Here is a 13,869-nt window from a genome sequence, read left to right on the forward strand (position 1 = left end):
AGGGCTTTTCATTTAAGTTTTACTTTAATGATTCTGGTACATAATTTGGCGAATCAGTACCATAAAAGGATTCAATTTCAGCATCATATAAAGATTTATATCTATCTTTTGATGCGACATCCTTAGTTTCATCAATAAATTTCTGTATTTTAGCTTTATAGTCAGTATGACCAGCTTTATACATTTCAGTTAAATATACAAATTCGGCATCTTGGTACTGGGGATCATTTTTGCTAGATGATTTACTCAGTTCGGTTTGTATGAGTTGGGCAGAAGCTTCGTGACACTGTTGAATCTTTACTTTGGCCTCATTTAATTTTTCAAGCAATGTACATCTAAACATTATCCGTTGAGGCAAGGGGTTCTCTTTGATCTGTTGTTCATTTAACTCATAAGCCTCTTTGTACATACCAGACAGCATATAAATATTCATCAATGCCGTTTCTCTTTGTTTCTTGGCAGTAACTTTCTTAATTTCAGGTATTAAAGGTGCTAAAGTTTGTTTTATCTTTTCATCTTCACCAGAAGTCACAACTTCATTTGTGATTGTTTCATATCTATCTAAAATCGCTTTATCACTTGCCGATAGCTCAGTTTTTACGTTTTGAGAACTGCTTTTCGTAGTAGTATCTACCTTTGTTTGTTCATTTGATGCCTTGCTACAAGCAGTAACTCCAAATACAGAAATAAGAACAATAGTACTGATTAATTTTCTATTCATGATTTACGTCTTGCTGCTGAATTTAAGGTAAAAGAAAATTTAGTGTGAGGTAGATTTGGTCGAACAGTACCGCTATAGGGTTGATATAAGGTATCTACGGAACAACCCATTTATCACTTAATTTTTAAACTCAAAGTATTTTCCAAAAACTTGTCGCTTTTAGATTTCCATATATTAGCAGGCACTGGATGTTTGGCATCTTGTATAAGTTCTAAGGCGTTTGGAATACCTTTACTATCGAGTAATTGATGTAGTTGTATACTTTGCTTTGGGTCAACAATAGGGTCTTTGCTGCCAACTAATATAAGAGTAGGAGGATAATGAGATGATATTGGTAGCGATGATCTAGCAGTGGATGCAGTTTCTATATTTTTCTCAGCAGTAATCGTTTCATTTATTTCATTCATTACATTTGAAGGTAGTGTTCTAGCGTTAGAACTCCACTCAGCATACATACCTTTGAAGTCATAAAAGCCCGCTACCAGAATCAAAGCGTTTATCTTTCCAGAGTTAGCTACAACATTCGCTATAGAGGCGCCACAACTAATCCCAATTACGGCAACTTTGTTTGAGTCAACATGTGGCTGTGATCGCGCAAAATTAATGGCTTGTACAAGATTATTTTGGGAAGCTTTACCACAAAAATCTGATTTTCCAGATGACTCACCATATCCACTCATAGATACAGCAAAACTAAAAAAGTTCTTTTTAGCATATTCATTTAACAAGCCTGAGCGTACAAAGGCTTTAGCACCTTGTTTGTCTTTCTGAATACCATGTAAGAAGATAATTGCTGGATACTTTTTATCAGCTAAGAGGTCTGGCTCTTTCCAATAAATTTCAGTTGTTTGATTATTTGCTGTTAAAAGTTGATGCTGTGCTTGCTGGGTATAAATATAAGGAAGAATAGATATACGAAAAAAGGCATAAAAGCCAATAACTAAAATTAAAGGAAGAATGTAGGACAGGGCTATATTCTTTTTCTGCTTAGGAAGCATAAGAACTCTTATAGTTATGTATGATTGCGAGTGATTTTCTATCTGTTGAAATTTAAAATCAATATATAAATTTCTTAATTAAATAAACACGGATATCTCCACAACATCCGTGTCTTAAAAGACCTAAAATTAATGATGCTTTTTCTCTGCCAGTTGCATGGTTTGTTTAAGCTGTTTACAGTTAAAACCTAAGAACTCAATCACATTTCTAAACAGTGCTGGTGCTTTGGCAATTGGAGTATTTACTTTAGGTATAACCGTCATATCTTTACGCCGTTCTATGCTCTCAACTACACCCGAAACAACTTCTTCAATAGATACATATTTCCAAATGCCCGAGTTACCTTTCCATACAGCTTTACCCGCTGGGTCATTTTGAATACTGTCCATTAATGGTGTTTTAAAGAAAGTTGGATGAAGGCTACCAACGCCAATATTTGAGTATTTTAATTCTAGTCGAAGACTATCACATAAAGCCCAAACGCCTGCTTTACTCGAAGTGTAGTGCGTGTTTAATGGGGAGTGGACGAAAGCCGCCATTGAAGACACTGCCAGTAAATATCCCTGAGTTTGTTTTACATACGGTATAGCTGCGCGGAAAGTACGAAATACTCCAGTCAGGTTAATATCGATAGTTCGTTCAAAGGTTTCAGGAGCCATATGTTCTAGTGCTTCCGTTGAGCCTATGCCTGCATTTGCAATCACCACATCAACTTTACCGAAGTGTTTCGCTGCATTTGCCATAGCAGTTTCTAGGCTTTCCAAAGAACGGACATCGGCAACCCAACCTGCGGCAATGCTTTTTCCACCTAGCTGTTTTGCCTGACTTTCAACTTTGCTCAGGTCTAAGTCTAATAATGCAAGTTTTGCACCTTTGGCCTGTAATGCCTGAGCAATCGCAAGACCAAGACCACCTGTTGAGCCTGTAATCACCACAACTTTATCTTTTAATTCATACTTCGCCATTTTAAAACTCCTTTAACTTAAGCTTGAGCTACTGGAACAGTACGTTTAAGAAAATCAATTTGATCTTTCACCACATGTTCAAAGGCTTGACCTGTGTAAATGTCAAAATGACCGTATGAATAGGTTTTTATTTCTTTGTGAGGTGTACGCTTGGCATGACGTAGCGTGACTTTTGCAGGAGCAACAGTATCCGTTTCACAAATACAAAATAGAACTGGGGCTTTAATTTTTGGCGTTTTACGTCCCGGGTAATAACGGATAATGTCCAATGCAAAACGTGCTGCCACGTAGTTTTTGTAGTTAGGTTCATCTTTAATGATGGACATAATTCCCGAATAGGCATCTGGAGCAGTCATTAACGCCGTTTCATGCGCTAGTCCTGCAAGTTTAACCATAAGTGGTTCTTTGCCCAGCGCAGCCCCTATACGGTCACGCACAGCCAAAGCCGTAAGTTTTGCTGAAGTTATAGGACTCATGGCTAAACTAGAAGAAAGGCCATCGGTAAATGGACATTGTGAAACTACTGCGCAAATGTTGGCATCCTGAGCGGCAGTAGCCAATACATGACCGCCAGAAAAAGAACTTCCCCATAAAATAATCTTGTTTTTATCAACATTGGGTAAGCTACGTGCATAGGCAATAGCGGCTTTCCAGTCTTCAAGCTGGCTTTGAATATCTAGTAATTGTCGGGGTTGACCTTCGCTATCCCCAAAATAGCGATAATCAAACACTAAGCAAGCATAACCCTCTGCCACAAAACGTTCTGCAAAAGCAGTTAAACGCATTCTGCGAGTTCCACCCAAACCATGCGCCATCACAATCATTGGAGTAACTGCCTCGGTCGTGGGACGGTATAAATAGGCACTGCATTTCAAGCCATTTGAATCAAATTGAATATCTAGTGGCATTTGTGGCACATTCTTTAGATTCTTATTCATTGTGTTTCGCTCAATATTTGCTATGACGCTATCATCTAAAAAATAATGAGATAAGGCTTGATGAAAGCCGCCATATTGCTTGATACTTTGCGCCAAAATTTGGATTGAGCAGGTGTTTTAGTCATTTGCTTTTACTTAAAAGCTTTATACACTACTTGATATTTGACGCCAAATTAGAACTATACGAAATGAATGGATTGAATAAGTCGTTGTATAGAAGAAGGATTCCTGAAACCTATGTTCAGTTATTGTTTGAATATCTCGAAAAGCTAGGACATGAGCCAGAAAAGGTTCTTGGTGAACCGTGGCCTAAAGCAGATTCAAATCATTTGGAAGGCGTAGATATTGATCATTGGGAAAGTCTTCTTGTTATCGCTAAAGATTATTTAAATGACCCTTTTATTGGTTTGCATGTAGGCCAAACCATTACAGCTCAGCATTTAGGTGTTTTAGGATCTGTATTTCTAGCGTGTGAAAATTTGGGAGCGGTTTTAGAAAGATTTGAGCGTTACCAAAGGCTCGTATATGACGTGGTGCCCGCATCTGTACATATTTACCCAGAGTATGTAGAGCTTTCATGGGATACCACGGACGATCAAACAGTCGGTGGCTTATCTGATGAAACTGGTCGTACCGTTATAGTTCAATTTTGCCGTAGCCTCATTAGAGGAAAAGAAAAACTCAAAGAAATACATTTTATTCATGAACAGCCTGAAAATGTTCAGCCTTATGAGGAGTATTTCGGTTGTCCTGTGCTTTTTGAACAGCCCGTGGCACTTATGCGTTTTGATAAGGAAATGTTAAGTCTACCGCTTAAAAATTCCGACGCGGCCTTAGTCGCTATATTAGAAAAGCATGCCGACAAGTTACTGGCAAGCTTGCCACATATTGATGAAATTACAGATCAAGTCCGTAAACAGATTGCTTACTTACTTCATCAAGGTGAACCAACTATTGAACAGCTTGCAGAACGATTAAATTATTCACGTAGAACTTTACAACGCCGTTTGACCGAAGCAGGCACCAACTTTCGAAAAGAATTAAATATTGTCCGTTACGAATTGGCAAAGTCGTATTTAAAAGATCCTAGGCTACAAATTGTAGAAATAGCCTTACTGTTAGGTTATGCCGAGCACAGCCCATTTACACGGGCTTATAAAGAGTGGTCGGGTAAAACGCCACAACAAGCCCGTGAGGAAATGAATAACTGAGGGTAGAACTTCTTAAAATAAGATGTGCATATGTTTTGAGTGTTTATTCATCGTTTAACGCACATTCAAAGTTACTTGGGTTTTCTTTACATCTTACCTTTTTAAGAAAATTCATCATTTTAGGGTCATAAATACCAGCCTTGGTGAGTTGTATACGTGCTTCGCGCATCATTTTCATATAGTTTAATTGTTCATTTTTAGGAATATCCATCCAATATTTTGAAGGAATATCACTTTCATATTTGGCAATAACGCCAAACGTTCTATTGAGTTGGCTGGCTACCCAAGTTCGAGACTTTTGCCCAAAACCCGCAGGGAATTGGTCTTTACGAATAATGAAGTTTGCTGAAATTTGAGTCAAAGGAAAACGAACAATTGCGCCTTTCTCGCCTAGACCTTTGTGTAGTTCAAATGGTTTAAATGCAACAATAGGAGCGGGCACAATATCAATTTCATGATTATTAAATTTTGCACCGGCATTGGTAACGTCTACCGATACAGCCTGACCTCCAACATGTTGAACAAGCTTTGGTTGGGCTTCATCATATTTGAATACCCCAATTTTTTTACCGGCAGCTTTAGCGAGTGTATTGATACTTCTATCATTTACAAATAAATATGCAGGGCCAATTGTGCCTAAACCTGCAATTTCGTAAGGGCCTACCACCATATTTTTTGCGGCCATGGGTGAGGACAACAGCTTATAGGCATTAATTGCCGTTTTCATATTTGTTAATGCGCCAACCGCATCTAAAGATCCTGTGTATTTATTAAACTGGCGGCCACGTAAACCACTAATAATAGCGCCATCACATTTGCCGACTTTTAAATCTTCAGCCGCAACGCGTTCATCAACATATGCTTTTAAAGATAGATCAGCTCCCCAATTTTTAGCTTCAAGTGCATAATCTTTGGCTAAAGCGAAAGCATCTCCCGATTTACCAATTGGGTCAAATACACACACGACTTGTTGTTTGGCATAAATAGTTGTTGTTAAACAGGTACTTGTAATAAATAAAATAACTTTCAAACGATCCATATTTAATTATCCATTATTTAAATTATAAAAATTATTTTATAAATCTTGGTTAGATTAGATATGACACTTCAATAAAAATTTAAAGAGAAAAGGTCAAAAGACAGCTTTGGTTTAGGAAGTCATTTAATGATTTATTAGAATGTTTATTGTCCGATTTGCGGACAAAAATCTCATAAATCGGTATTTTCTCTATTCTTTTTATATCCTTAAATAAACTTAAAAATTAGTTTATCCATTCCACAATGGAGATTAATTTATGGAAATCTTAAAAACAAAAATTGCAATTACTAGCTTAACGCTAACAGGCTTACCCAACAGTGAAATAGGGATTCTAGCGTATAGCGCAAAGCATCGTATTGAACTCTCTAAACGTATCAATAGTCAGCAAACGGTGGTTGATGAGCAATCCTAGGCACACAAGGGATGGATGCCAACATATCAATAAAAATATTGGAAAACGATGAATAAAAAATTAAATTATTTTGGAGTGAAAAATGAGATTTAAAAAAGGATTTTTAGCACTTAGCTTGAGTTTGCTGTTTATAAACGTAGGGTGTGCAAACAATGATAGTGCTGACAATAGTCATGCCGAAAGTATTTATATTAATGGAAAAATTTATACCGCTAAAGATAATGATACTTTACAACAAGCAGTCGCCGTTGCTCATGACGGAACCATTATTAAAGTAGGTAGTAACGAAGAAATTAAAAAACTTGCAGATAACAATACACAAGTTATTGATCTGGATCATAAGGTCTTAATGCCAGGTTTAATTGATAGCCATATTCATGCCTTAGCTTCTGGTGTAGAGGCGATATTAGCAACTATAGATAGCAGCGACCCAACAATAGATATTTCTAAGGTAGAAGCAAAACTTAAGCAATCAAGTCTGGATGGTACGGGTGTTGCCGGAGATGTTCTATTTTTAAATGGTTTGTCATCAGAATATTGGGAATTGGCCGACCAACTCTCAAATGTATTTAATAATAATGAATGGAAAGATCGTCCTATTGCTTTAGTGGGCAGTGACCATCATACGGCTTGGGCAAACCAAGCTCTCTTAAAAAAAGCAGGTATAGATGCAAACTTCATTCAGCAATTAAGCCCTGATGATCAGCAAAACATTGCCCATAATGACCAGTTTGAGCCGACCGGATTTGTTGTCGATTCTGGATGGGATATGGTGAGTGATAAAATTCCATCTGTATCACACGATCTTCTTTATAACGGCTCTAAAGAAGCGATCAAATACTATAACAGCTTAGGCCTCACGGCTTGGATGGATATTGCTGCAAATGCCAGCCCCAATAAGGGTATTACCAATATTCATAATACAGAGCAAACTCTAGGGATGATTCCAATTTATAAAGAGTTATCTCAAAAAGGAGAGTTAACAGCACGAGTTTCTGGTTTGCATGTCATTAATTCAAAAAGTACGCCCCAAGTATTTAACATTATTGAGTCAATCAATAGTAAATATAAAAACATAGATAACTTTAAATTAATTGGTGTAAAAGTCTTTGCCGATGGCGTATTAGAATACCCAGCTCAATCGGCTGCATTACTCGGTCGTTACTCTAATAGTAACAAGCAAGGGGCTTTATTATTTGACCCAAATGCCTTTAAAGTACTTGTTGATGAAGCAGATAAGCGAAATATGCTTGTTCATATCCATGCTGTTGGTGATCGAGCTGTACATGAATCTTTAAATGCTTTTGAATATGCTCGTTCAAAGCGTCAGAGCAATGTCCCTCATAGTATTACTCATCTTCAGCTCGTAGCCCCAAACGACTATAAACGCTTTAAACAAAATAATGTGATTGCTTCTATGCAATTGGCATGGGCCTATGAAGATGGTTTTAACAAAGAACTGGTAAAACCTTATATTAATGCAACTTCTTATAAGGGCATGTATCCAGCACATTCTTTATTCGTTAACGGCGCAACCATTGCAGGTGCAAGTGATGCTCCAGTTTCAACAGCCAATCCTTTTGTTGCTATGGCGACAGCAATTACACGAAAAGGAATTGAGGGAGAAGCTTTAAACCCAGCAGAAGCCATTGACCGAGATACAGCCTTTAAGGCTTATACAATTAATTCGGCGAAAGCACTTTCTTTAGATAAAAGTATTGGTACGCTAGAACCGGGTAAAAAGGCCGATATGATTGTTGTAGATAGAGATATTTTTAATGTTTCACCTGAACAGTTGGCGGAAACCAAAGTAGTTTGGACTATTTTTAATGGAAAGAAGGTCTATCAACAATAATTAAATTTAAGGTGGGCTGATGCAACTATCAGCTCACTTACAGATCATTTTATTAGGAGAGTGGTGGCAATCCACCACTAATTAAAATGCTGAGGCTAGAGTTTTGATAGCTATGATTTCTGTTTGGCTTTTTGGCGTAAGACATACAAATATAAGCTTTCTACTTTTTCACGTGCCCATGGTGTGGTACGTAAGAATCGTAATGATGATTTAACACTTGGATCTATGCAAAAACATCTAATTTCAATTTTACGACTTAAGCCTTCAAATCCACCGTAGTAATCCAATAATTCATCCAAAATGTCAGCAAGTTTTTTGCCGTGTAAAGGGTCATTGGAGGCGTTCATAATAGATCAACAAGATTTTGCGAGTCCATTATTATAACCTAAGCTAATTGGAAAATGAGAGGGTTCGAATTTAAACCTACAGAGTTTTTCTAAAGCTTATTTAACACGAAGCCACGTTTGATTTCGTCCAAGTGCAGAGATACCAATGTAGCCACGGCCACTAAACTTTTGCCCATCTGGTGATAATGTTGCACTAAAGCTATATGTCTTACCTGTCTTAGGATCTAATATCGATCCATTGGTATATTTGTTGTTTTGTCCCGAGTGTTTCAAATTTCTGACGATGGTTAAACCCACTAAAGACTTATTTTTATAAGCGCCTTCGCACTTTGTACATTTATTGGCTTCACTTAGAACAAGTATTTTTTCAATGTTGGCAGATAATGTACCATTCTTATCTTCACTAAATTTTACGATTGCTCTAGGCTGATTCGTTTCATCATCAATGGTTTTCCAGACGGTGCCATTAAGTCTGTCGGCAGCAAATGAATGAACGGAAAAAGAGCTTAGTAAAAATAAGAATAAATATTTTTTCATAACGATAGTTTCTCGAATGAACAATGGGGAATTTAATAGTCAGAATGGTTCTACTTCCAAGCTTTTTTCTTTAGAAGTAGTCGGTGAACGATCAAGTGAGATTTAGTTTCAGCCAATATTATTGGGAGCGTTTTTTTTCTGCGATGGCGATAATGGGTTGGACCATCCAGCGTTTAAACTTATTCCCTAACGATTCCTGTTGATAAATTGGTCGTGGGCTAACATCTTCATTTATTTTTTTATATTGTGGGAACAGTGACAGAGCGTTACCTCTTTGAATTTTATATTGGTCTGAATCATTAAAAATGCTGAGTTCATCTAGTGTATTTACTTGCATATGTGATACTGGAGCGGGTGCAAATGGGAAATCACTTCCAAATAAAATACGTTCTGATCCTACAAGCTCTTTTAATGCTGACATTGCATATGGCGAAGGTGATAACGCTGTATCAAAATAAAAACGCTTTATATAGGTCATGATTCCTTGAGGTGCATTTTTATTCATTTCTGTCATCATGTTGCCTAAAGACACTCGCCAAGCAACGTAAGGTAAAAACCCTCCAGCATGCGCTAAAATAAACTGAATATCTGGAAAACGTTCCATAACCCCAGAAGTAATAAGATTAACTGCTGCACGAGTTGTATCTGGTAAAAATTCTAAAATAAATCCAGGAGTAGTAAGACCTAAATTTTCACTTGTTTGATGTAAATTAGGATGTATAAAAACGATGGCTTTACGTTTGTTTAATTCAAACATTAATTCTTCAAATCGACTGTCACCTAGAAAAATACCATTAGTACTTCCTAGTAAAACAATTCCATCTGCTTTAAGAACTTCAAGTGCATAAATTGCTTCAGCACAAGCTTGTTCGGTTAGTGGCATTGGGAGAACAGCAAAGAACCCAAAACGGTTTGGGTAGTTCTGTCGCATTTCAGCAGTATATTCATTACATGCGCGGGCTAAGTTACAAGCTTCTTGAACATTTCCAAAATACACACCTGGTGCAGATAAAGAGACAATCGCAGTCTCAGTACCAATCTGATCCATAATCTCAATAGATTGAGACGGCGTCCAAACTGGTAATGGAGCACCAGCGACCTTATCAATGCCTTTCTTTAGCATGGCATCTTTAAAAACTGGAGGAACAATATGATGATGAACATCAACTCTCCCTTGCTTAAATATTGTATTGGTCATATCTCATCCTCAAAAGAGCCTTAAATTTTTTAGGCACTCATATTTCTAAAAAATCTTAATGAAATTATATTAGGACAATTTTGGTCAAAATTGAACAGTATTGTTTATTTTGTTTTGTGTATTTTTCATTATTAAGCGTTAAGATGCTTTCCATCAGGAACTCATCAAAAATAGATAAGTTCCATTATATTTTTGATATTACAGTTAAAAGTTCAAATTAGAGGAAATAGCCCGTATGTTTAATACGGGCTATTTGATTAAAATTTATAATTCAATTGAAGTGAAAAGATATCTGCTTTTGTGTCAAAAGTTCCTTTAAGTGTTTGCATAGTCGGCTTACCCGCCACAACGGTTTGGCTGTCAATAGTTGCTTCGTTTGCAAAAACATGTGAATAGCCAACATCCATACTTAGGTTTTTATTAACCTGAAAGCCTGCGCCTAATGAAAGCCAGATTCTATCTGCGTCAGGAAAACGAACAGTTCGGTCTGATGATGAGTCAACCACAGATTTGTCATAAGCCATACCAAATCGAAGTTGTGTAGCAGGAGTAACTTGATATAGAGCGCCTAAACTTGATCTTAAACCATCTTTAAAATGTAGTTGTTCTTCATAAACAACCGTATTATTTTCAGGATTGACTGCACTGAATTCTGGTAAAACGGACCAATCAGACCAAGTTATTTCTGCAAGAGCTGTCCATTGGGGAGCAAAGCGATATGCACCTGCTAAACTTGCACTTTGTGGCATTTTAATATCGACTTCTGCTGGGTAACTAAGGCTTGCTACAGGTGTTGTTACTGTGAGCGAACCGTCTAGTTTTAGTTTAGTTTCAGAGCGGTATGTCAAACCCAAGTCTAGTTTATCGGTTGGCCTCAAAAAAATACCAATATTTCCTGCCCAACCGTCTCCATCACCTTTTAGTTCACCTTGAGCATCACCTAAATAAACTGGTGCATTTGTATTGATAAGAGGGCCAGCTTTTCTCGTCAAAGTAGCATCAAAGTCGAGATAATTTAGTCCAAGTCCAATCATCACCTGAGGATTGATCTCATATGCTAGTGATGTGTTCATATTAATACCAGTAACTTCGGTTTTTAATCCTTTATATCGTCCAACAAAGTCATCATCCCATGAGCCTTTATTTCCATATAAGGGTGAAACACTCAGCCCGACGGCGAAGGGTCTTTCACTTCTATAGACATACTGAACACTAGGAATTGTAAATTCTCGATCAATACTCGCTTCTACGCTACCTATTGGAACGATAGGCGAAATTGATGAAGTATTTTCTGCTTTAAAGTCGGTTGTAGCCTCAACGTAAGATGCTGAACCTGATAGATAATTACCCGAACTTAAACCCATCATAGCAGCAGGGTTATAGGCAACTACGCTGGCATTTTGTGCGAGTGCTGATGAGCCTGCAAAGGCATAACCTACACCTGCAGCAGTCTGTGTATCTATAAAAACACCAGAAGCATAAGTTAAAGAAGTTGGGGCCATTAAACTCATAAATATTAATTTTGTTCTAAGTGATCCGATCACAGTTATATCCATTTAAATAAACATGAATATAAAATATTAAACAAAAGTGTTCAAAAATCAAATTTATTGTAAAATTAACTATATAGCTGTTTTTAATAATTATTTTAAAAATTAAGAAACTTATCTATCTGTAAATTATAAAATTTTTAAAATATGCACAAATATTGATTAATTTGAACACGTGTGTTCAAATTGTTTTTGTGGAGTATTTGAGAAATAAAATGATGAAAGCGAATACCTTGATATCCCAAACCGTCAAATTTGGTGATAGACAAATTTTTCTTAATGAACAAGGGGAAGGTTTTCCTATCCTTATGTTGCATGGTGGTGGTCCAGGCGCTTCTGGATTATCGAATTATTCAAAGAATATAGATGTGTTGGCGGAAAAATATCGTGTACTTGTACCTGATATGCAGGGGTATGGTCAGTCTTCAAAAGGTGTGAATCGTGATGATCCATTTGGTGACTTAGCTGATGCTATGTTTGGTCTGCTTGACCAGTTAAAAATTCAGAAAGTCCACATCATTGGAAATTCACTTGGAGGTGCTTGCGGATTACGCATGGCTTTAGAACAACCTGAACGAGTTTCGAGCTTAATTCTTATGGGCCCTGGGGGCATTAATACAACTAAAGCTTTACCAACCAAAGGTTTGAACTGTTTATTAAATTACTATGGTGGTAAAGGACCAACTATCGATAAATTAAGAACTTTTATCCGCGAATATCTTGTATTTGATGGTAGCCAAGTTCCAGAAAGCGTTATTCGAGAGCGTTTTCAAGCAAGTACTGATCCTGAAGTCGTTGCAGCCCCACCATTAAGAAGACCTACAGGTTTGAAAGGGGCAATCCGAATGGACTTCACTCGTGATTCGAGACTAAAAAAATGCAAAGTTCCTACATTAGTCGTATGGGGGGCAAATGATTTGGTTAATCGTCCAAGTGGTGCATTAACTTTGCAGAAAATAATGCCAAATTGTGATGTTTATTTATTTGCTAATACGGGGCATTGGGTACAGTGGGAAAGAGCAGACGAATTTAACAAGCTTAGCCTAGAATTTTTTGATAGACAGAACATTGTTTGAGGAGGAAGAAAGATGAACACCTCAACAATTGATCGAGATATTTTTGGTTCAGTACGCATGGGTTATGCAGTCATTGAATCAAACAAATTAAAAGATTGGAAAACTTTTCTGCAACAAGGCTTAGGTTTGCATTTTAATGCGGATGAAAAGTCTATCAATGAAATAAGTTTTCGAATGGATAAGCATTCTAAACGTCTGATCATTCAAAAAGGTAGTGCAGAAGACTTTGTTGCACTGGGGTGGCAAGTTGAAGATCAAGAAACCCTGAACATTATTTTAAAACGATTAACTGAACGTGAAATTACTGTTGAGAAAAGTAGTTTAGCTGAGGCTGAGCAAAGAGGTGTAAAGGAATTCTGGCGAATTTTAGGACCCAAGAAACAAAATATAGAGCTATATGTTGAAGCTAAGTTGACGGATGAACCTTTAAATATGCTGACATCTAGTTTTGTTACTGACAAAGCTGGTATGGGGCATGTAGCCATTACATCAAGAAAACCTTTAAAAATGCAAAGATTCTGGCAGGAAATATTTAATGCCAGAATAAGTGACTATATAGAGCAAGTCATTAGTGGCGTCACTCTTGATATTACTTTTCTTCGTCTTAATGAACGCCATCATTCTGTTGCAATCGCAACCACAAGAGAAATCCCTTTAGACCCAATTCGTACCAAAGTTCAGCATATGAATTTACAAGGTGCTTCTTTAGATGACTTATCTAGCGCTTTTCAGCGTTGTAAGCAACTTGGATATGAAATGGCTCATGAAATTGGGCAACACCCGAATGATAAAGAGCTGTCATTTTATGTGATCAGTCCATCGGGATTTGAAATTGAGTTAGGTTGGGCACCCTTGGTTGTGAACGAGACAACATGGAAGCCGACCACATATTTTGCGATCAGTTCTTGGGGACATAAGCCTGAAAACCCCACCAAACTTTATATGTTCTCTACAAATTTGAGTAATTTTAAGCAGGGAATATCAACGGCAATTCACCCTGAATATTCTCCCATCTAGCTTT

General features: G+C 37.2%; 14 protein-coding genes. 5 read left to right on the top strand and 9 right to left on the bottom strand.

Going from position 1 to position 13,869, the window contains the following annotated elements; translation table 11 throughout:
• Positions 1-19 precede the first annotated feature (19 nt).
• From ACIF8R_RS15670 to ACIF8R_RS15685, 4 genes are all read right to left on the bottom strand, one after another.
• A complete protein-coding gene (locus ACIF8R_RS15670; protein ID WP_396481764.1) occupies positions 20-721 on the bottom strand; it encodes a hypothetical protein in 702 nt (233 codons plus the stop codon).
• 113 nt (positions 722-834) lie between these two features.
• On the bottom strand, positions 835-1,719 hold the full coding sequence (locus tag ACIF8R_RS15675; protein WP_396481766.1) for an alpha/beta hydrolase family protein: 885 nt from the start codon (positions 1,717-1,719) through the stop codon (positions 835-837).
• A gap of 129 nt (positions 1,720-1,848) precedes the next feature.
• The gene (locus ACIF8R_RS15680) at positions 1,849-2,685 is read right to left on the bottom strand and encodes an SDR family NAD(P)-dependent oxidoreductase (RefSeq protein ID WP_396481768.1); all 837 of its coding nucleotides are present in this window, start codon (positions 2,683-2,685) and stop codon (positions 1,849-1,851) included.
• A gap of 17 nt (positions 2,686-2,702) precedes the next feature.
• Complete coding sequence (locus ACIF8R_RS15685; RefSeq protein WP_396481770.1) at positions 2,703-3,623, bottom strand: alpha/beta hydrolase; 921 nt, start codon at positions 3,621-3,623, stop codon at positions 2,703-2,705.
• Between the two features lie 188 nt (positions 3,624-3,811).
• Between ACIF8R_RS15685 and ACIF8R_RS15690 the strand changes: the two genes are divergently transcribed.
• Positions 3,812-4,834 (top strand): AraC family transcriptional regulator, encoded by a 1,023-nt coding sequence (locus ACIF8R_RS15690; RefSeq protein ID WP_061874060.1) that lies wholly within the window; start codon positions 3,812-3,814, stop codon positions 4,832-4,834.
• 43 nt (positions 4,835-4,877) lie between these two features.
• Here ACIF8R_RS15690 and adeT1 read toward each other — a convergent pair whose 3' ends face one another.
• Entirely contained in the window at positions 4,878-5,873 is a 996-nt protein-coding gene (adeT1, locus tag ACIF8R_RS15695; protein WP_396481772.1) for a putative multidrug efflux protein AdeT1, read from the bottom strand.
• Positions 5,874-6,129: 256 nt separating this feature from the next.
• On the opposite strand from adeT1, the gene ACIF8R_RS15700 reads away from it, so the two are divergent.
• Positions 6,130-6,285 (top strand): hypothetical protein, encoded by a 156-nt coding sequence (locus tag ACIF8R_RS15700; RefSeq protein WP_396481774.1) that lies wholly within the window; start codon positions 6,130-6,132, stop codon positions 6,283-6,285.
• A gap of 82 nt (positions 6,286-6,367) precedes the next feature.
• Complete coding sequence (locus ACIF8R_RS15705; protein WP_396481776.1) at positions 6,368-8,140, top strand: amidohydrolase; 1,773 nt, start codon at positions 6,368-6,370, stop codon at positions 8,138-8,140.
• A gap of 110 nt (positions 8,141-8,250) precedes the next feature.
• On the opposite strand, the gene ACIF8R_RS15710 is transcribed toward ACIF8R_RS15705, so the two are convergent.
• From ACIF8R_RS15710 to ACIF8R_RS15725, 4 genes are all read right to left on the bottom strand, one after another.
• Complete coding sequence (locus ACIF8R_RS15710; protein ID WP_003651786.1) at positions 8,251-8,487, bottom strand: VF530 family DNA-binding protein; 237 nt, start codon at positions 8,485-8,487, stop codon at positions 8,251-8,253.
• 96 nt (positions 8,488-8,583) lie between these two features.
• Complete coding sequence (locus ACIF8R_RS15715) at positions 8,584-9,024, bottom strand: DUF2147 domain-containing protein (RefSeq protein ID WP_396481778.1); 441 nt, start codon at positions 9,022-9,024, stop codon at positions 8,584-8,586.
• A 118-nt stretch (positions 9,025-9,142) separates the two neighbouring features.
• Positions 9,143-10,222 carry an amidohydrolase family protein gene (locus tag ACIF8R_RS15720; protein WP_396481780.1) on the bottom strand — a complete coding sequence of 360 codons (1,080 nt, stop codon included), beginning with the start codon at positions 10,220-10,222 and terminating at the stop codon, positions 9,143-9,145.
• Positions 10,223-10,479: 257 nt separating this feature from the next.
• Positions 10,480-11,733 carry an OmpP1/FadL family transporter gene (locus tag ACIF8R_RS15725; RefSeq protein WP_396481782.1) on the bottom strand — a complete coding sequence of 418 codons (1,254 nt, stop codon included), beginning with the start codon at positions 11,731-11,733 and terminating at the stop codon, positions 10,480-10,482.
• Positions 11,734-11,987: 254 nt separating this feature from the next.
• Between ACIF8R_RS15725 and ACIF8R_RS15730 the strand changes: the two genes are divergently transcribed.
• Together ACIF8R_RS15730 and ACIF8R_RS15735 are read left to right on the top strand one after the other, a co-directional pair.
• Positions 11,988-12,848 (top strand): alpha/beta fold hydrolase, encoded by an 861-nt coding sequence (locus tag ACIF8R_RS15730; protein WP_396481784.1) that lies wholly within the window; start codon positions 11,988-11,990, stop codon positions 12,846-12,848.
• A gap of 12 nt (positions 12,849-12,860) precedes the next feature.
• Complete coding sequence (locus tag ACIF8R_RS15735; protein WP_396481786.1) at positions 12,861-13,865, top strand: VOC family protein; 1,005 nt, start codon at positions 12,861-12,863, stop codon at positions 13,863-13,865.
• Positions 13,866-13,869 lie beyond the last annotated feature (4 nt).

It is taken from the genome of Acinetobacter sp. ABJ_C4_1, assembly GCF_044538495.1.
Lineage (GTDB): Bacteria > Pseudomonadota > Gammaproteobacteria > Pseudomonadales > Moraxellaceae > Acinetobacter > Acinetobacter nosocomialis_A.